Source organism: Paramesorhizobium deserti, from assembly GCF_001558695.1.
Lineage (GTDB): Bacteria > Pseudomonadota > Alphaproteobacteria > Rhizobiales > Rhizobiaceae > Paramesorhizobium > Paramesorhizobium deserti.
The window spans coordinates 131,041-149,071 of sequence record NZ_LNTU01000038.1 but is presented as its reverse complement, the minus strand read 5'-3'; the positions used below and the strand labels follow the sequence as shown (position 1 = coordinate 149,071).

At 61.4% G+C, this 18,031-nt stretch carries 15 protein-coding genes; 7 read left to right on the top strand and 8 right to left on the bottom strand.

What is annotated here, in order from left to right:
- Window positions 1-8 precede the first annotated feature (8 nt).
- From ATN84_RS21705 to ATN84_RS21680, 6 genes are all read right to left on the bottom strand, one after another.
- Window positions 9-1,523: a tripartite tricarboxylate transporter permease gene (locus ATN84_RS21705; RefSeq protein ID WP_068884595.1), complete on the bottom strand. Its 1,515-nt coding sequence runs from the start codon at window positions 1,521-1,523 to the stop codon at window positions 9-11.
- A complete protein-coding gene (locus tag ATN84_RS21700) occupies window positions 1,520-2,044 on the bottom strand; it encodes a tripartite tricarboxylate transporter TctB family protein (RefSeq protein ID WP_068884594.1) in 525 nt (174 codons plus the stop codon). Before ATN84_RS21700 ends, ATN84_RS21705 begins: the two co-directional genes overlap by 4 nt.
- Window positions 2,045-2,130: 86 nt before the next feature.
- On the bottom strand, window positions 2,131-3,126 hold the full coding sequence (locus ATN84_RS21695; protein ID WP_068884593.1) for a tripartite tricarboxylate transporter substrate binding protein: 996 nt from the start codon (window positions 3,124-3,126) through the stop codon (window positions 2,131-2,133).
- 168 nt (window positions 3,127-3,294) lie between these two features.
- Window positions 3,295-4,212: a LysR family transcriptional regulator gene (locus ATN84_RS21690; RefSeq protein WP_068884592.1), complete on the bottom strand. Its 918-nt coding sequence runs from the start codon at window positions 4,210-4,212 to the stop codon at window positions 3,295-3,297.
- A 283-nt stretch (window positions 4,213-4,495) separates the two neighbouring features.
- Window positions 4,496-5,758 carry an MFS transporter gene (locus ATN84_RS21685; RefSeq protein WP_068884591.1) on the bottom strand — a complete coding sequence of 421 codons (1,263 nt, stop codon included), beginning with the start codon at window positions 5,756-5,758 and terminating at the stop codon, window positions 4,496-4,498.
- 12 nt (window positions 5,759-5,770) lie between these two features.
- On the bottom strand, window positions 5,771-7,177 hold the full coding sequence (locus ATN84_RS21680; protein WP_068884590.1) for an amidase: 1,407 nt from the start codon (window positions 7,175-7,177) through the stop codon (window positions 5,771-5,773).
- 195 nt (window positions 7,178-7,372) lie between these two features.
- Here ATN84_RS21680 and gcvA point away from each other — a divergent pair, with 195 nt between their 5' ends.
- A complete protein-coding gene (gene gcvA / locus ATN84_RS21675; protein WP_068884589.1) occupies window positions 7,373-8,257 on the top strand; it encodes a transcriptional regulator GcvA in 885 nt (294 codons plus the stop codon).
- Between the two features lie 98 nt (window positions 8,258-8,355).
- Here the strand turns inward: gcvA and ATN84_RS21670 are convergent, their stop codons facing one another.
- Window positions 8,356-9,759 carry an aminotransferase-like domain-containing protein gene (locus ATN84_RS21670; protein ID WP_068884588.1) on the bottom strand — a complete coding sequence of 468 codons (1,404 nt, stop codon included), beginning with the start codon at window positions 9,757-9,759 and terminating at the stop codon, window positions 8,356-8,358.
- Window positions 9,760-9,914: 155 nt separating this feature from the next.
- Between ATN84_RS21670 and ATN84_RS21665 the strand changes: the two genes are divergently transcribed.
- The 6 genes from ATN84_RS21665 (at window position 9,915) to ATN84_RS21640 (ending at window position 17,216) form a co-directional block, all read left to right on the top strand.
- Window positions 9,915-11,222, top strand: a complete 1,308-nt coding sequence (locus tag ATN84_RS21665) for a hydroxymethylglutaryl-CoA reductase, degradative (protein ID WP_425287440.1) — start codon at window positions 9,915-9,917, stop codon at window positions 11,220-11,222.
- Between the two features lie 103 nt (window positions 11,223-11,325).
- Window positions 11,326-12,375, top strand: a complete 1,050-nt coding sequence (gene dctP, locus ATN84_RS21660) for a TRAP transporter substrate-binding protein DctP (RefSeq protein ID WP_068884586.1) — start codon at window positions 11,326-11,328, stop codon at window positions 12,373-12,375.
- Window positions 12,376-12,436: 61 nt separating this feature from the next.
- Window positions 12,437-12,973 (top strand): TRAP transporter small permease subunit, encoded by a 537-nt coding sequence (locus tag ATN84_RS21655; RefSeq protein ID WP_068884585.1) that lies wholly within the window; start codon window positions 12,437-12,439, stop codon window positions 12,971-12,973.
- A complete protein-coding gene (locus ATN84_RS21650; protein WP_068884584.1) occupies window positions 12,973-14,283 on the top strand; it encodes a TRAP transporter large permease in 1,311 nt (436 codons plus the stop codon). The genes ATN84_RS21655 and ATN84_RS21650 overlap by 1 nt, the downstream gene beginning before the upstream one ends.
- Before the next feature lie 5 nt (window positions 14,284-14,288).
- Window positions 14,289-15,173, top strand: coding sequence for a hydroxymethylglutaryl-CoA lyase (locus ATN84_RS21645; protein ID WP_068884583.1), 885 nt, complete (start codon window positions 14,289-14,291; stop codon window positions 15,171-15,173).
- A 135-nt stretch (window positions 15,174-15,308) separates the two neighbouring features.
- Window positions 15,309-17,216: an ABC transporter ATP-binding protein/permease gene (locus ATN84_RS21640; protein ID WP_068884582.1), complete on the top strand. Its 1,908-nt coding sequence runs from the start codon at window positions 15,309-15,311 to the stop codon at window positions 17,214-17,216.
- 27 nt (window positions 17,217-17,243) lie between these two features.
- Here ATN84_RS21640 and ATN84_RS21635 read toward each other — a convergent pair whose 3' ends face one another.
- The gene (locus ATN84_RS21635; RefSeq protein ID WP_244491164.1) at window positions 17,244-18,029 is read right to left on the bottom strand and encodes a FadR/GntR family transcriptional regulator; all 786 of its coding nucleotides are present in this window, start codon (window positions 18,027-18,029) and stop codon (window positions 17,244-17,246) included.
- Between the last annotated feature and the right edge of the window lie 2 nt (window positions 18,030-18,031).

The following is an 18,031-nucleotide window of genomic DNA, read 5'->3' as shown; positions in this document are numbered from 1 at the left end:
CCTTTTTGCTAGCCGTTTTTCGGCACGGCTGAGCCTCCCGCCCGGAACTTCTTCCAGAACGGCGTCTGGCTGATGAGGATCAGCACGATAGCGGCAAAGAGCGTGGCCGAGAGCGGGCTTGCCAGCATGTTGAAGAAGAAGTCGCTGACACTGTCTCGCTCCGAAATGATCGCGCGGCGCCAATTGTCGTCCATCAGCCGGCTCAGGATGATACCGAGTACGACCGGGCCCACCTGATAGCCGTAGAACTTCATGAAATAGCCGAGCACGCCGAAACCGAGCATCCACCAGACATCGGACACCGAATTGTTGATCGAATAGGCGCCGACCACGCTCAGGAGCAGGATCAGCGGCAGGAGAACGCCTTTCGGGCATTCGATGATCCTGGTGAATATCCTGATGCCGGTCAGGCCGAAGATCAGCAGGAAGATATTGGCGAGCGTCAGATTGCCGACCGTGAACCAGAACATGTCCGGCTTTTGCACGAGCAAGAGCGGACCGGGGTTGAGCCCATGGATGAAAAGCGCGCCGATGATGATCGCCGTCACCGCGTCACCGGGAATGCCAAGTGTCAGCATCGGGATATAGGCGCCGCCCACGGCGGCATTGTTGGCCGTTTCCGGCGCGACGAGCCCTTCCTTGGCGCCTTCGCCGAACGGCACTTCCGGCTCCTTGGTGACTCGCTTGGCATGGTCGTAGGCCATCAGCGCGGCGATATCGCCGCCCGTTCCGGGCAGAGCGCCGATAAAAACGCCGATGGCGGATGTTTGCAAGCTCAAGGGCAGGTATTTCTTCACGTCGGCGAGCGAGGGAATGATTTTGTCCACCCTTTGCCGGATCGCCGGAAGATGCAAGCTATGAAGCTGGTTCAGCGCCTCCGACACACCGAAGAGGCCGATCATCAGGGCAACCGGCGAAATGCCGTTCATCAGCTCAACCGAGCCGAAGGTGAAGCGCTGTTCCGCCGTCATCGGATCGAGCCCGACGGTGCCGAGCAACATGCCGAGCGCGCCGGCGAAGATGCCTTTGGCGAGGCTTTCTCCGGAGAGCGACCCCACCAGCAGGATGCCCATCACCGCCAGCAGCATGTAATCGCGCGGCTGAAACTTGATCGCGAACTCGCTCACCGTGGGGGCGGCCAAAGCCAACACGATGATGCCGATGAACCCGCCAAGGACCGACATGACGGTCGAAAGACCGATGGCATTTCCCGCCTCGCCCTTCTTTGCCAGCGGGTAACCGTCGAGCGCAGTCGCGATTGCGGCGGGAGCGCCCGGAATATTGAGCAGGATCGCGGTGCGCGAGCCGCCATAGACGCCGCCCATGAAGATGCCGTTCATCAGCGCCAGCGCGTGATTGACCTGCCATCCGAAGGTGAACGAGATCAGGATGGAAACGGCCATCGTGACGGAGAGCCCCGGTATCGCCCCGATATAGATGCCCGCGCAAGTTCCGATAGCGGTTAGCGCCAGAAGCTCCGGCTGGAGCCAGGACATGAAAAGATAGGAAAACGCGTCGATCATGGTTTGGCGCCTCCTTTGAGGAAGTCGCCGATGGCGGCCGCAATCGCCCGTTCGGGGATGATCCCTTCCGGCAGCACCACCTGGAAGATCAGCCGGAAGACGATATAGACGCCGACGATCGAGACAATGGAAAGGAGGAGCGCACGCGAAAAGCGGCCGCGCTCCAGAAACCAGATAGAGGCAAGAAGGAAAACGAACGAGGCGGCGAGGAAGCCCAGCGATTTCATGGCCATGGAATAGGCCAGGATGAAAAGGCTGAAGATGAGGACAACGGGCGGCAGCACCTCGCGCCGGAAGGCGGCGAAGCCGCCTTGGGGCACGGACAGCCGCATCGAGCGGAACAATACGCTCGCCGCCGTCACGATCATGATTCCGCTCATGGCCAGCGGGAAAGTGCCCGCCGAACTCAGGGACGAAAAGCCGGAAATGCCATATGCCTGCCAGAATATGAACAGGCTGAATGCGAAGAGAACCGCATTGAACACGACTTCGCCGGGCCGCCTCGTCTTTTGATTTTTCATAGTCTGTCTCCTCCAGCCCTTATGGGCACGGCGGGTGCCGCCGTGCCAAGGTGGATCAGCCCGGAGGCCCGGGCCGATCGGGCCTGTCACGGCTTGGCGATACCAAATTCCTCGGGTGACTTTTTCGCGATGCCCGCATCATAGACGACCCACGCAGTGGTCGACTGCCATTTTCGCAGGAATGCATCCGCCTCATCGCCGGAGATGTTGAGCAGCACATAGCCGCGGTCGCTCAGAAGCTTCTGGAAATCGGCCTTCTCCGCGCCCGCTTTGAAGGCTTCCACCAGTTTGGCCTTCACGTCGTCGGGCGTATCGCGCTTGACGAAGACGCCAAAGAACGGCCCCCAGGGCAGGTATTTCTTGAACTCGGGATAATCGGCCGTGATCGGCTTCGCATCCGGCAGGATCGGGCTTGCCTCTTCGTCAATGATGCCGAGCACCTTGATGCGGCCGGCCTTCACATGTTCCGCCGCCACGCCCAGCACGGCGGGCATGAAATCGACCGCTCCGCCCTGCATGGCAGTCAGCGCCGGACCATCACCGTCGAAGGGTACGGCGGTAACTTTGAAATCGGTCTCAGCGGCCAGCATCCCGCCGACGACCGAGGGAAGTCCGCCCGGACCGGTGGAACCCATCCTGACCGCTCCTGGGTTGGCCTGAACGTAGTCAACGAGCTCCTTGATCGTGTTGAACGGCGCATCGTTGTTGGCAACGAGAACCGGCACGCCGCGCGCAAGCACGTTTACCGGGTAGAAATCGCCGTAATCCAGGTTGGACAGACCCATGACCTTGTAGAGCTGCGGATTTTCTGCGCTCATTAGAAGCGTATAGCCATCCGCTGGCTGGCTTGCCACGAACTGGGTGGCGATGGCGCCGACGCCGCCCGTCTTGTTGGTCATGATGATGCTGCGGCCGAGCACTTTTTCGGCCTCGGGTGAAACGGATCGCATGACGAGGTCGGTGCTTCCGCCCGCCCCCCATTGAATGATCCCCTGTATATCCCGATCCGGGAAATCGCCCGCCGAGGCTACCCCAACGAGCAACGCGAGAGCGGCAGCCGCTCCCATGAGCTTACCAATCATCTTCAATCCTCCCTTTAACATCGAAATGCCGATGGACCTTGAAACCCGCATCCATTCCTCCCGGAATGGATGCGCTTCTCCCAGCTTCTAGCGACAAGGTCTTCTTTTGTCTGTCAAAAATCACACCATAACGCAAATACCAAGATTTCGATCAATTATATCATTATGTTATATTTGGACGTCAACAAAGGCTTTGTGGATATGATCCTTCATCACTTGGCGTAGCAGTGCGACGAACGTCTCCGCATAGCTCGAAAGCGCCGCGTCGGCTCGGTAGGCGACATAGGTCTGAAAGCTCGTTTCATCGCTGATCGGGATGATCGCCAATCCCTGATCGCTCATATCGGCCACGGTGAAGGCATCGATAACCGCGATGCCGAGATTCTGCTTGACGAGCGCGCAGACCGTCGTGCCGAACCGTGCCCGGATGGATATCCGGTATTCGAGGTTTTCCCGCTCGAATATTCCCGCCATGATCGCCCCATAAGGATCCCTCGGATCGATGCCGATGAGGGGATATTCGACAATCTCCCGGGCCGAAATGACGCTCCTTGCGGCCAGGGGATGGTCCTTGGCGGTAATGCAGACGAGCCGGCCCTTGGCAAGGGGCTCGAACGTGATGGAAGGATGATCGAAATGATAGCTCATCACCACCACCTCGCCCTTGGCCAGCATGAGATAGTCGATCGCCTCCTCGATCTTCAGTATCTCGAAATTCACGAGGATATCGGGATAACGCCGGCGCACCGCCGCCACCGCGCGCGGAACCATCACATTGGCGATGCTCGGGACAGACCCGAGCGCCAGTTCGACATCCCTGCCCCGCTCGAGCTGGCCGATCGAAAATTGCAGATCCTCGACCTTCCTGTGCACATCCTGCAACTGGGCGAAGATATCGCGCGCCTCCTGGGTCGGAACGTAGCGTCCCGCCTTGCGGATGAAGAGCTTGATACCGAGAGAACTTTCGATGTGCTTCATCGTCCGGCTGACGCCTGGCTGCGCCACATTCATGAGCCGCGCGGCGCCGGCGATGGTGCCAGCAACCATAACGGCCCGGATGACCTCGATCTGCCGTAGGGTAAGCATCTTATCTCGTCGGTACCCTTCACATTCACTTGGAAGCAAAAAGGCTTATACGCCATCCATCCATCAAAGCGACAATAGAACCGGCGAGTCGCGATTGAACGATTTCAGCGTGATGGCGTCAAAAATACCGCCAGAACCTCCATAGACCCGACGGTATACTGGATTTTCGCACACCGGAACGTTGAGCGGTACCGTCAGCCTGCTCGCCAGACGTCGAGGAAACGGCCAACCAGGTTTCATCAAACTTATGTCGCCTGTTGCTCATGCTGGTCTGCACATCGGGCTATAGCAAGGGAGTCCGAAGGCTTCTTCCTCCGACCATGCTGGAACGATACGCAGCCGCAACAATGCAGGCGCTTGCTACGTTGGCACACACGCTTGCCAGGACGGGCAGCGTGTAGCTTTGGGTGAAATCAAATGCCAGACCGGCAGCGCTCGGACCAGCCAGGGTTCCAAATGCGACGCTGGTATAAAGAACCCCAATGATCCCGCTGACGTTTCGCCCGCCAAAATCGTCCATCACTACGGCTGGGAGTAACGCCACCCAACCGCCATAGAACAGTCCATACATCAGCGCGAACACGGTGAGTTGCCACGCCTGTGTGGATAGCGCCCAAACACCCATGGCGAGTGCCATGCCGACGAACATCACTAATAGCGACGCCTGTCGCCCGAGCCGGTCCGCCACCCCCCCGAGCAGGAAGCGCCCCGCGGTGCTGCCCACACCGATCGCTCCAAAGATCAATACGGCGGAAGATTGTGGAATGCCGTGATCAAGGGCGTAGGGCACGAGATGGGCGAACGGAACAAACACCCCGAACGAGCAGAACAGACAGGCGGCATAGAGCGCAATAAAACGCGGCGACCGGATCGCCTCGCCAATAGACGCGCCCTGTGGCGGGGTCGGATCCTGTCGGGATACGATGGGATCGCCATCCGGAGCAAGTCCGCGATCACGAGGATCATCGATGATCAGGAAGGACATGCCGGCGCCGATCGTCGCGGCGAGGCCGCCAAGCAGAATGTAGCTTGCGCGCCAATCCAAAAGGTCGATCAGCCAGGAAGCGAGCGGCGGCATGACGAGTGTTCCGACACCTATCCCGCTCACGGCAATTCCCGATGCGAAGCCTCGACGACGCGTAAACCACCGCTGCACGGTGCCGAGCACCGGCACATAGGACAGCCCGACGCCGAGCCCGACTCCAAGACCATATGCCAGGTAAACCTCCGTCAAACTGCGGGCCACGCCCGCCAAGGCCAGTCCCGCCCCGAGCAGGACCATGCCGATGACAGCCAGGGCGCGTGAGCCAATCCGGTCGGCGAACGGCCCGCTGATCACACCAATGCCGAAATACAGAAATCCGGCCAGCGAGAACACGAGCGAAGTCGAGCCCCTTGAGGCCGAGAATTCCCGTTGAAGCGATTCGAAGAAGGCGCTGAAGGTGTAGGCACTGCCGAAACCAAGCAGGGTTACGGTGAAAGCGGCGGCAACGACGAACCAGCCATAGAAAATGCCAGAAGCGGGGTCGACGGACGTGCTGCTCATGATGGAGATCCGTCAGGCGCGCGGATGACGGCAGTGCCAGGCGGTTGCGTCCTGGAAAGCTGTGCCGGCACGAAGCAACGTCGGCTCGCCCAGATGCGCCGCCACCAACTGGAAAGCGACCGGCAGCCCGGAGTCGGTACAGCCGCCCGGCAGCGTGATCGCAGGATTGCCGGTCATGTTGAAGGGGCAGGTGTAGCGCTGGAGCTTGAAGATGAGATCAGGCTGCGTGCCGAGGGTCTTTATCGTCTCGAGACTGAGTGGAGCGAAGGGATGCACCGGCGTAAGCAGGAGGTCGATGGTGCCAAACAAGGCGGCCATCCTGCCTCGCAGCTCCAAGCGCCGGATCAGGATTTTCTGGTAATCAGTACCGGAGAGTGCGCGGCCGTCTTCCACGACCGACGCCAGAACCGGCCCATATTCCGATTTGCGCGGCAGGTAGGTCGCTTCGTGGGCGACCGCTGCCTCGACCGCGCAATTGGGAGTCCAGTCGGCGACTGCTTGCGTCACGTCGGGACAGGCAACCTTCACGATCGTTGCACCGAGCGAGCGAAAGACTTCCGCCGCCTCGGAGAGTATCGTCTTAACGCCTGGATCGACATCGTCGCCATTCCAGCCAGGGTCAATGCCGATGCGCAGCCCGCTCACACCCTCATCGGCCAGACCGGCATAGTCGGGCACGGGATCGAACAGCGCCGTTGGGTCTTTCGGGTCAGGGCCAGCAATTGCCGCCAGAAGCAGGGCGCAGTCCCTCGCGCTACGCGCCATCGGGCCGACGTGATCCAGAGTCGCGGCAAGCTCGAAAACACCATGACGACTGACGCGGCCCCAGGTTGGTTTGAGGCCGGTAAGACCGTTCGCCCCACAAGGCCAGCGGATCGATCCTCCGGTATCGGAGGCGATCGCGCCGTAGCACAGGCCCGCAGCTGTGGCTGCACCCGCACCGCTCGATGAGATGCCGGGCCAATAGTCCAGGTTCCAAGGGTTCTTCGGCGGGGTGATGGACGGATGATGATCCGAATAGGCGCCTTCTGTCAGCTGAAGTTTGCCGAGGATGATAGCGCCGGCCTCCTTGAGGCGGTGCACCACCGTTGCGTTTTCAGATGGACGAAAATTCCGGTGTATCGACATTCCAGCCGCTGTCGGATGGCCTTCAACCCAGCACAGGTCCTTCACCGCAACCGGCACACCGTGCAACGGCCCACGATAGCGGCCATCCTTGATTTCCGCTTCCGCCACCTCGGCCTGAGCCAACGCATCATCCGCGGTGACGATAGCGTAGGCATTCAGCGAACGATCTAGCCGAGAGATACGTTCGAGCAGCGTGTGCGTGACGCCCACCGGCGACGCGGTACCCGCTTTCAGGCGCGCGGCAAGTTCGGAGAGTTCAAGGTAGTGAGGGGCGGCGGACAGCACGTTCATGTCAATCTCTCTTGTTCGGATCCGGCTTGGTTCATCCAGACGCAGTTGGATGCGGTCACCAACATCAGCTTTTACTATTACATTTAGATGAGCTAAATTGACTTCCTGACGAAGAAGAGCCATTTCTCTAACAAAGTCCATATGTCTTCTATGTGCAAACCAGATATTCTGCGCCTTTCGGATTAGGAAATCTAAATGATTGAGGGCAAGCTTCCTCCACTCAACGCACTGCGCGCCTTTGAGGCCACCGCCCGACATTTGTCGGTGAAGAACGCTGCCGCAGAGTTGTGCGTGACGCCAGGCGCGGTCAGCCAGATGCTCAAAACCCTGGAGCTGCATCTAGGGACGAAGTTGTTTCACCGCATCAATCGCGGCATTCTCCTAACAGAAGCAGGGCAGAATTACCTTCCGCCGATCCGCAACGCCTTCAGGCAGGTGGCCGAGGCGACGCAGCGCGTCGCGACGGCGGCGGACACGACTCTGACCGTCAGTGTCACACCCTTCTTCGCCGCAGCATGGCTCGTCCCGCGCCTAAAGCGATTTCAGGATGATCACCAAGACATCGATCTGCGGGTCCTCACAAGCAGTGCCCTTGCGGATTTCTCCCGAGATGGCGTGGACGTGGCGATCCGCCATGGCCTCGGCCGATATCCGGGCCTCCACAGCTACCGGGTCCTTGTGGTGGAAATCGTGCCGGTAGCGGCCCCATCGCTCGTGGACGAAAGAGGCAGGCAGGCCTCCGCTGCCGACTTGATCCATTGGCCTCATATTCACGACGCCGAGCGAAAGGGGTGGCATCTTTGGTTCCAAACGCAAGGCGTTGAGAACATCCCAGTACCTCGTGGCCCGTCGTTCGACGATTCGGGTCTCCTCCTCAAAGCCGTGCTGAGTGGGCAAGGCGCAGGCCTTTTGCCCGCCGCGATGATTGAGACTGAACTCAACGAGGGCCGCCTCGTGCGACTTGCAGATACCGTCCTCCTCGATGAATTCGCTTATTATCTCGTCTATCCCGGGTCGAGCCACGTCCAACCGAAGATCGCCGCGTTCAGATCGTGGATTCTCAAAGAAACGGCATATTGATGCAGTCGGTACTGACGACTGCCCCAAAGCGGTCAGTTGAGCGCGTGGCTGTGGCGGCGTTCATCGGCTGCAGGTGATTGCCGGCGCGTGCCGATTGCTTATGGCGGTGCGCCAAACGGGGACGCGAGTTCGCGGCGGACGAATTCGTGAAAGCGGGTGTCGGAAACATATGCGACGTTAAGCCGTAGGAAGCGACGGTCACCGGACCCGCCGCCGATCTCGAACACCGAACCCGGCGCCAGGAAGATGCTCTCCCGCGCCGCGCGGCGCGTCAGTTCGATGTCGTCCACGCCCTGCGGAAGCGCGACCCACATATAGTAGCCGTCGGTCTCCTCGATCTCGGGCCGCAGGCCGAGCTTGCGCAGAATGCGGACGGCGGAAAGCTGTGCCTCCTTGACCCGTCCGTTGAGCCGCTTGAGGTGATGGCGGTAATGGCCGTCGTTCAGGACGGCATGGACGATGCGCTCCACATAGCCGGAGGAATTGACGATGGTCAGCATCTTCATGTTGACGAGATGAGCAATGATCTCCGGCGAGGCGGCGACATAGCCGACGCGCAGACTCGCCGACAGAATCTTGGCGAAAGTGCCGACATAGATGACCCGCCGCAACTGATCGAGGGCAGCAAGACGGGCGGCACTCGGCGGCATGAGGTCGCCGAAGGCGTCGTCCTCCACCACCATGAAATCCAGGTTCTCGGCGATCCTCAGTATGTCGTGGGCGCGGCCGAGCGTCAGCGACCCTCCGGTCGGATTATGAGCGAGCGATTGCGTGAAGAAGAAGCGTGCGCCGCTCGCCTGCGCCTTGCGGGCGAGATCGTCGGGGTCCGGCCCCTCGGCGCCACGCTGGACGCCGACCATGCGGATGCCGGCGAGCTTGAGCTTGGCGAAGAGAGGATAGTAGCCTGGGGTGTCGGTGAGCACCACATCGCCGGCGCGCAGGTACTGCCGGATGATCAGGTCGAAGGCGTGGTTGGCGCCGAGCGTCAGGAGGATGTGTTCCGGTCTGACCGCGATGGAGCGTTCGGCAAGCATGCGCGACAGCGTTTCGCGCAGCGGCTCGAAGCCGATCGGGCTCTCATAGGCATGCTCGAAGAGCCCGCGCTGTCCGCTGGCGATGTTGCGGATGTGGCTCTTGAGCACGGACCGCTCCACCCATTCCGCCGGTGGGCGTCCTTCGCCGAGCCTCACCGTGAAACTGTGCTCCAGCTGCTCGCGCAGCAGCGTAGCGATATCGACCGCCTCCACCAGGCGTGCCGTGACCGGGTCTTCCGTTCGCGGGCGGATGCCGGTGACGAAATACCCGGCGCCGTGGCGCGGCTCGACATAACCGCGCGCGATCAACCGGTCATAGGCCTCGACGACCGTGTTCTTCGACACGCCATAGGTCGCGGCGGCGGCTCTGAGCGAGCGCAGCCGCGTGCCTTTCGGCATCACCCCTTCGTCGATCGAAAGCGCAATGCGCGCCGTGATCTGTTCGGCCTTGCTCTCCTCGCCCGACATCGCGGCACTCCAACTGTCCCCGAAATTCGACTGGTACATTTAATCGGTAAAGCCGCAAACTGTACCTTGCGATGATGGTACAATATTGCGAGCTTGCGGAAAAGTCGGCGTGCATGAGTTCAAGGACAGGCCGCCGGGAAGACCGATATGGGAGGATACAGGTGAAAGCGCAGTCGGGCGTCGCGAACTCGCGTCTGGAAGGTTTCCGCAACCTCACGCCGCAGCAGCGGTGGCGGAAGGTGGTCGAGGCAACAGGCCTCGGCGAGGACGAGGCGGCGCTGCTCGCCGAACCTGGCGCCCTGCCGGTCGAAACCGCCGACGGCATGATCGAGAACGTCGTCGGCACCTTCGAGCTGCCACTCGGCGTTGCCGCGAACTTCACCGTGAACGGCCGCGACTACATCATCCCCATGGCCGTGGAGGAGCCCTCGATCATCGCCGCCGCCTCCTTCATGGCGCGCATCGTGCGCGGCTGCGGCGGTTTCGAGACCTCCGTGACCCCGCCGCTGATGCGGGCGCAGGTGCAGATCGTCGGACTTTCCGATCCCCATGGCGCGCGCCTCAAGATCCTTGCCGAGCGCGACAGGATCATCGCCGCAGCCAATGCCTGCGACAAGGTTCTTGTCGAACTCGGCGGCGGCTGCCGCGACATCGAGGTGCATGTCTTCCCCGAAACGCCCGGCGGCGCCATGGCGGTCATGCACCTGATCGTCGATGTTCGTGACGCGATGGGCGCCAACACGGTCAACACCATGGCGGAGCGCGTGGCGCCGCTGGTCGAGGAACTGACCAGTGGCACGGTGCGGCTGCGGATCCTCTCCAATCTCGCCGACCTGCGCTTGGCGCGGGCGCGCGTGGCGATCACGCCTGACGCACTGGCCGCGAAGGAACTGTCCGGCGAGGAGATCATCGATCGCATGGTCGAAGCCTACCGGTTCGCCGCGATTGACCCCTATCGGGCCGCGACCCACAACAAGGGCATCATGAACGGCATCGATCCGCTGATCGTCGCGACCGGAAACGACTGGCGCGCGATCGAGGCCGGCGCTCATGTCTGGGCCGTGCGCAAGGGCCACTACACCTCGCTGACGACGTGGGAGAAGCACAAGGACGGGCGTCTTGTCGGAACGCTGGAGCTGCCCATGGCGGTCGGCATCGTCGGCGGCGCGACGAAGACCCATCCGCTGGCAAAGCTGGCGTTGAAAATACTGAACATCAGCTCCGCCGCCGAACTGGCGCAGCTTTGCGTGGCGCTCGGTCTCGCGCAGAACATGGCGGCCATCCGGGCGCTGGCGACGGAAGGCATCCAGCGCGGCCACATGGCGCTTCATGCCCGCAACATCGCCATCGTGGCCGGCGCCGTCGGTGCGGAAATCGAGACGGTGGCGAGGGAGCTTGCGGCAAACCACGACGTTCGCGTTGAAAGGGCGCGGGATCTGCTGGAGGCGTTGCGGCATCCGTGACGGATGGCGGCTCGTGGGAGGAGACGCTACGCCATCGGGCCTAAGGCTCACCACAGGAGGCGCTCCACGGAGCGGGAATTTTCTTAATAAAGGGAGGTAGACAATGAAAATCGACATTTCACGGCGTTCGCTGCTGCAACTCACGGTCGGCGGCGTCGCCGCCGTCGCGGCGACCAGGCTCGCGACCCCGGCGATCGCGCAAGACAGCAAGGTGTCCTGGCGCATTCAGTCGCTCTGGGACGGCGGCACCACGCCGCAGCAATACGAGGAAATGTTCGTGCGGAAGGTGGCCGAGAAAACCGGCGGCGCCTTCGAGCTGAAACTGTTCTCGGCCGGTCAGATCGTGCCGCCCGCGCAGTCCTTCGATGCGGTGCGCGGCGGCGCTTTCCAGATGATGAAGACCTTCGACGGCTATACGGCGGGCAAGATCCCCGCCCACGCCTTCACCAGCACGATTCCCTTCGGTTACAAGAAGTCGGAGGACTACGCCGCATGGTTCTACGATCGCGGCGGCATCGAGATGGCGCGCGAATCCTATGCCCCCGCCGGCCTGCATTACATCGCACCGACGATTTACGACCAGGAACCGATCCATTCCAAGGTCGAGATCCGCACGATCGCCGATTTCAACGGCAAGAAGGGCCGCTTCACCGGCCTTGCCTCGACGGTCATGGGCGCCTTCGGCGTCGCGGTGACGCCGCTGCCGACGGCCGAAGTCTATTCCGGTCTCGACAAAGGATTGATCGATATCGCGGATCGTGGCGACCTGCAGGCCAACCTGGACGCCGGTCTCGCCGAGGTGGCGAAATACATCATCCTGCCCGGTGTCCACCAGCCGACGACGGCCACGTCCTATGTCGCCAACAAGGCGGCGTTCGATGCCCTGCCGGATGACTTCAAGACGGCGCTGGCGGACGCGGCGAAGGAGATTTCCGACGCCTATCAGGCGAACAAGACCAAGACCGATGAAAGCGCGCTGGCTGCCTTCAAGGAGCAGGGCGTGACGGTGATCGAACTCGACGATGCCGATGTGGCCGCCAACCGCGCCAGGGCGGTCGAGGCATGGCGGAGCGCTGCCAAGGAGGATGAGCTCGCCAACAAGATACTGGACAGCCAGATCGCGCAGATGAAAGAACTCGGTCTCCTGACCTAGCGCCTTCCCGCGGGCGCGCCAACGACAGCGCGCCCCACCCGTTCCCAGCCGTCGAGCGATCATGCCAAAACCGGTTCAAATCCTTTACGACGCGGTCACCGCGCTCAACAGATTCATCTTCCAGGCCGCGAGCCTGCTGATGTTCGTCATCGTGCCGGCGATGTTGTTCGCTGTCGTTTCCCGCTATGTCTTCAACGCCCCCTCCTCATGGGCGATGGAACTGGCGACATTGGTCTTCGGACCCTATTTCCTGCTGGTGGGCCCCTATCTCCTGCATGAGCGCGGCCATGTGAGCCTCGACCTCGTGCAGCACGCGGCAGGGCCCCGCGTGCGGCGTCTTCTCGAACTCGTCAATTACCCGATCATCATCGCGTTCTCGGTAATCCTGCTGATTTACGCCGTGCCCTTCGCCGCGCAGGCGTGGGAATATGGCGAGACCTCCTATTCCTCATGGAACCCGCCGATCTGGCCGGTCAAGCTCTTCATCCCGGTGGCGCTGGTGCTTCTCGGCCTCCAGGCGACGGTCGAATGGCTTCGCATTCTCTTCGACCCATCCGCCCTCGCCGACAGGGATGCCGATCCGGAGGCCGCCATCTGATGTCCTCGACCGAAATCCTCATCGTCATGTTCGGTGGTCTGAGCCTCTTCCTGCTGGCCGGCCTGCCCGTCGCCTTCGTGCTTGGTGGCCTGTCGGTGCTCTTCACCGTCATCTTCTGGGATTCGAATGCGCTCGTCGTGCTCGTCCTGCAGATGTTCGACACGATGCATTCCGAGGCGCTGCTGGGCATTCCGCTCTACATCTTCATGGCGCTGCTCTTGCAGCGGTCCGATGTCATCCGCGACCTCTACACCGCCATGGAGCTCTGGTTCGGCCGGGTTCGGGGCGGGCTTGCGATCGGCACGGTCGTCATCTGCCTGGTCATGGCCGCGATGACCGGCGTTGTCGGCGCCGCGGTCACGGCGATGGGCATACTGGCGCTGCCGGAAATGCTGAAACGCGGCTATGATCCGAAGCTCGCCGCCGGCACCATATGCGCCTCCGGCACGCTCGGCATCCTCATTCCGCCCTCGGTGCTGACCATCGTCTATTCGGTGACCGCGCAGGTCTCGATCGGCAAGATGCTGATCGCCGGCATCGTGCCCGGCATCCTGCTGGGCCTCCTCTATATCGGCTATATCGTGGTTACGGGCTTTCTGAATCCCAAGGCCATCCCGGCCCGTGACGACGGACGGCGCGCGACCTGGGCGGAGAAATTCGCCTCGCTGAAAACCCTGATCCTGCCCTCGATGATCATCGTCATGGTGCTAGGCTCGATCTTCTTCGGCGTGGCGACGCCGACGGAAGCTGCGTCCGTCGGCGTCCTCGGAGCCGCGATCGCGGCGCTTCTGCGCGGCAACCTGACCCGCGAAACCCTGTGGGACTGCGCGCGCGGCACGGCGAAGACGACCGGCATGATCCTCTGGATCACCCTCGGCGCCAAGGCCTATGTCGCCATCTTCACCGGACTCGGCGGCGCCGATACGCTTTTCCGGTTGCTCGAGGGGCTCGACGCCAATCCCTATGTGGTGCTGGCGCTGATGATGCTGATCCTCGTCTTCCTCGGCACCGTGCTCGACGAGATCGGCATCATCCTGCTGACGGTTCCGGTCTTCCTGCCGGTCATCCAGTTCTACGGCTTCGACCAGATCTGGTTCGGCGTACTCTTCGCGCTGACGATCCAGATGGGCTATATCAGCCCGCCCTTCGGCTACACGCTCTTCTACATCAAGGGCACCTTGCCGAAAAACATAAGCATGACGACGGTCTATCGCGGTATTCTGCCCTTCTTCCTGCTGCAGATGGTCGGGCTGCTGATCTGCGTCGCGCTGCCGGATCTCGTGACCTGGCTGCCTGAACGGATGCGGTGACGGATATGGGCAGGGACGTCACAATCGTCGAGGTCGGCCCGCGCGACGGCCTGCAGAACGAAGCGAATTTCGTCGAGACCGCGCGGAAGGTGGAATTGATCGACATGCTGGGCGAATGCGGCTTCGCCCGGATCGAGGCGACAAGCTTCGTCTCGCCCCGATGGGTTCCGCAGATGGCTGATGCGTCGGAGGTCATGGCACGCATCCGGCGCAGGCCTGATGTCGTCTATTCCGTGCTGACACCCAACCTCAAGGGCTTCGAAGCGGCAGTCGCGGCGCGCGCCGACGAGGTCGCCATCTTCGCCTCCGCATCGGAAACCTTCAGCCGCAAGAACATCAACTGCTCCATCGCCGAAAGCCTGGAACGTTTTCGCCCGCTGGCGGAGGCGACGCGCGCGGCCGGCATTCCCATGCGGGGCTACGTGTCCTGCGTCGTGGAATGCCCCTATGAGGGACCGATCGCGCCGGACGCCGTGGCGCGCCTCACCGAAAACCTGCTGGCGCTAGGCTGCCGCGAGGTGAGCCTGGGGGATACCGTCGGCAAGGGGCGGCCCGAAACCATCTCAGCCATGCTCGACGCGGTGCTCGACATCGCGCCCGCCGAACGGCTGGCCGGCCATTACCACGACACCAACGGGCGGGCCGGCGAAAGCATAGAGATCAGCCTTGAATTGGGATTGCGGGTGTTCGACAGCGCGATCGCCGGGCTGGGCGGCTGTCCCTATGCCCCCGGCGCGGAAGGGAATGTCGATACCTGCAAGGTCGAGGCGCTGATGGAGCGGCTGGGATACCGGACTGGCCTCGACGCGGACCGCCTGCAGGAAGCCACGGCCTTCGCGGCAAAATTCAGACGGTCAAAGACATCTGGTGCCGCGCAGGCAGGCGCCTGAGGTCCAGCGCACGGCGCCACCCTACACCAGCCTTCAAACATGCTCCCGAATTGTGTGGATTATTAACATTGCGTTAAACACTGTTTGTTGCAATATGTTATAATGCGTTATGGTCGTAGCGAAACGAGGTACCGTTTGAAGGACAGCCGGCGGGGTGCACACCATTCCTCACATGCACGGGAGCGATCTGCCGTATCGCAGATGACGTCTTTTCGGGGGCTGATGTGCGCCTATTGGATGTCGGAGCGCTGGAAGGAAGCCTGGGCTCTCACCGCTGCGATTTTCCTTCTGACGGCTTTTGTCAGCAAAACCACCGTCTGGGTGGCGGAAGCTTCCGGCCATATGATGAATTCCATCGTCAATGTCGCGAGCGCCTCGGCGGAAGATCCGCTCCTCGCGATTGTGGCCAATGCCGGCGTCCTGATCGCACTGATGCTGGCAAAAGACGTGCTGCTTGTCGGCTTTCGCCATTTCCTGTCTGCGACGTTGCATCGCCAATGGCGCAAATGGCTGAACGACCGCTTTTCCGATGCGCTGCTCGACGGCAACCACACCCATTTCCATTTGCAGCAGGGCAAGGGCAAAGACCTGCCTGACAATATCGACCAGCGCCTGCAGGAATCGATCAAAGGCATGACCGGTAGCGTCATTGGCCTCGTCATGGGCCTCGTCGGCGTATTTCTGTCCGCCTTCTTTGTCGGTCAGAAGCTTTTGGAAATCTCCACGGAAGTCCGCGGGCTGGAATTTCTCGGCTCCTACGCCGGCGCCGTTCTGGCTTTTGCCGCCATCATCATCTATGTGCCGCTTGGCATGCTGATTGCGATCAAGATCGGGCGCAGGCTGGAACGGCTCAATCTCGGCATACAGCAGGCGGAAGGCTCTTTCCGCGGTGAATGGACGACGCTTTTGCGGCGCAGTTTCCAGATTTCCGCATCGAATGGCGAGGCCGTGCAACGCTCGGTCAACAACCGCCTTTACAGGGATGTCAACAGCACCTGGAACCGGCTCAACTGGTTCAGCGCAACCTATCTTGCCTTTTCTTCGGCATATGGTTTTCTCTCCAATCGTATCGTCGCCTATATTCCCGGTCTTTTGCCTTACATGAACGGCGCCGTCAGCTTCCGCAACTATGTGACCGGCGCGGAGTTGGTCGCGGGCATGATCAACGATTGCTCCTGGCTCATCCAGGTCATGCCCGATATCGCCAATCTGCGCGCCAATGCAAATCGCGTGACCGGTCTCGCGCGAGCCATCGAGAATGCGAAGGAACCAGCCGAACTTTATGCCCGCTCCGGCATAAGCCGCTTCACCTTCGCGCAGCAGCATCCCCGGTTCGGCCTGACGATCCGCAATCTGACCCTCATGCATGGGCAGGATTGCGAGGCGCCGTTCCTGCGCTCCGGCATCATCAACATGCGCGGCGGCGACTGGGTCTATATGCGGGGCGATTCCGGCTCGGGAAAGACCTCCTTCCTCAAGGCATTAAACGGTCTTTGGCCCTATGGCACCGGCGATGTCATCTATCCGCAGAATGCAACCTCCATCTATGCTCCGCAGGAAGCGAAGTTCCCGGCGGTTTCATTGAAGCAGATCATCTGCCTGCCCGATGATGCGGACATGTTCAGCGATCTCGCGGTCGCCGCCGTTCTTCATGAAGCGGATCTCGGCGAGTTTATCGAACGCATGAACGATGGCGATGCCGGCGGCTCCCCCTGGGACATCGTATTGTCGGGCGGACAGAAACAGAAGGTCGTGCTGGCCCGCATCCTGCTGCACAAGCCTTCCATCATCTTTCTCGACGAAGCGGCGGGGGCGCTGGATCCGGCCTCCAAAAGGCGTTTCCATGCGGCGCTGAAGGCACGCTGCCCCGATGCCATCGTCATCAGCGTCATGCATGAAGAGAAGCTGCCGACATTCGAAAACGGCGAGAACGTCTATTCGCATGTGCTCGAAGCCCGCAACGGATACGTTTCGATGCAGCCACTTCATTTCAAGACGTTTTCGGGCGCGCAGCCCGGCATATTGCTGCCTGCCGCAGAGTAGCGTCTTCGCCTGTTAAAGCATGACCCCTTACCGCTTGGATCGGTAACCACGGCGGATCTCCGTCCGTTCCAGCATATAGGCTTCCGCCGTAATCATATGCTCACGCATGATCGCCGCCGCCCGCCCGGCGTCGCCCGCCTTGATCGCCCGCAGCAACGCCACCTGATAGTGCAGCCCTGTCTCACGCAGCACGGGATTATGCTGTTGGTACACTTCCCGGCAGACGGCCATGTCCCGCAACAAGCTGACCAGGAACCGGCAGAGGAAACCGAGCAACCGGTTTTCGCAAAGCCGCGCCAGCTCGTCGTGAAAATCGAGCTCGGCCATCCTCTGCCGGTATTCTTCTTCAACGGTCGCGGGCTCGTCCTCATAAAGGCGGATATTGGCCTGCAGCGATGCGAAGGCTGATGGCGCCAGCTTTCCCGCCAGGCTCGCGGCCAAAAGCGGCTCCAGTTCCTTGCGGATGGCATAGATATCGGCAATCGTCGGAGGCTTGTGCAAAAACAAATTGTCGAGAAGCCGGATCGCCTGTTCGGTCTCGACGGAAGCCACGAATATACCCCCGCCCGGCCCGGTCTTGCTGAGCGTCAGCCCCTGCGATTCCAGGATCTTCAGAGCTTCGCGAAGCGTTCCGCGCGAGACATGCCATGTTTCCGGTTCGATCCACTCGTGCGGCAGGCGATCTCCCGGCGAAAGGCCGTGTTCGACGATCCGGTCCCGAATCTGGTCCGCCACCGCATCCGGCCGCTTTCGGCGGCGGATAACCGCGGGAACTTCCGCAATGATCTCTTCTCGCACTGCCATTTCACTCATAT

Bases quoted from the DNA above. Each gene is read 5' to 3' on its own strand.
- ATN84_RS21650 (WP_068884584.1), top strand. From the start codon at position 12,973: ATGTCCTCGACCGAAATCCTCATCGTCATGTTCGGTGGTCTGAGCCTC.
- ATN84_RS21700 (WP_068884594.1), bottom strand. From the start codon at position 2,044: ATGAAAAATCAAAAGACGAGGCGGCCCGGCGAAGTCGTGTTCAATGCG.
- ATN84_RS21705 (WP_068884595.1), bottom strand. From the start codon at position 1,523: ATGATCGACGCGTTTTCCTATCTTTTCATGTCCTGGCTCCAGCCGGAG.
- ATN84_RS21645 (WP_068884583.1), top strand. From the start codon at position 14,289: ATGGGCAGGGACGTCACAATCGTCGAGGTCGGCCCGCGCGACGGCCTG.
- ATN84_RS21635 (WP_244491164.1), bottom strand. From the start codon at position 18,029: ATGAGTGAAATGGCAGTGCGAGAAGAGATCATTGCGGAAGTTCCCGCG.
- ATN84_RS21670 (WP_068884588.1), bottom strand. From the start codon at position 9,759: ATGTCGGGCGAGGAGAGCAAGGCCGAACAGATCACGGCGCGCATTGCG.
- ATN84_RS21685 (WP_068884591.1), bottom strand. From the start codon at position 5,758: ATGAGCAGCACGTCCGTCGACCCCGCTTCTGGCATTTTCTATGGCTGG.
- ATN84_RS21655 (WP_068884585.1), top strand. From the start codon at position 12,437: ATGCCAAAACCGGTTCAAATCCTTTACGACGCGGTCACCGCGCTCAAC.
- gcvA (WP_068884589.1), top strand. From the start codon at position 7,373: ATGATTGAGGGCAAGCTTCCTCCACTCAACGCACTGCGCGCCTTTGAG.
- ATN84_RS21690 (WP_068884592.1), bottom strand. From the start codon at position 4,212: ATGCTTACCCTACGGCAGATCGAGGTCATCCGGGCCGTTATGGTTGCT.
- dctP (WP_068884586.1), top strand. From the start codon at position 11,326: ATGAAAATCGACATTTCACGGCGTTCGCTGCTGCAACTCACGGTCGGC.
- ATN84_RS21695 (WP_068884593.1), bottom strand. From the start codon at position 3,126: ATGATTGGTAAGCTCATGGGAGCGGCTGCCGCTCTCGCGTTGCTCGTT.
- ATN84_RS21680 (WP_068884590.1), bottom strand. From the start codon at position 7,177: ATGAACGTGCTGTCCGCCGCCCCTCACTACCTTGAACTCTCCGAACTT.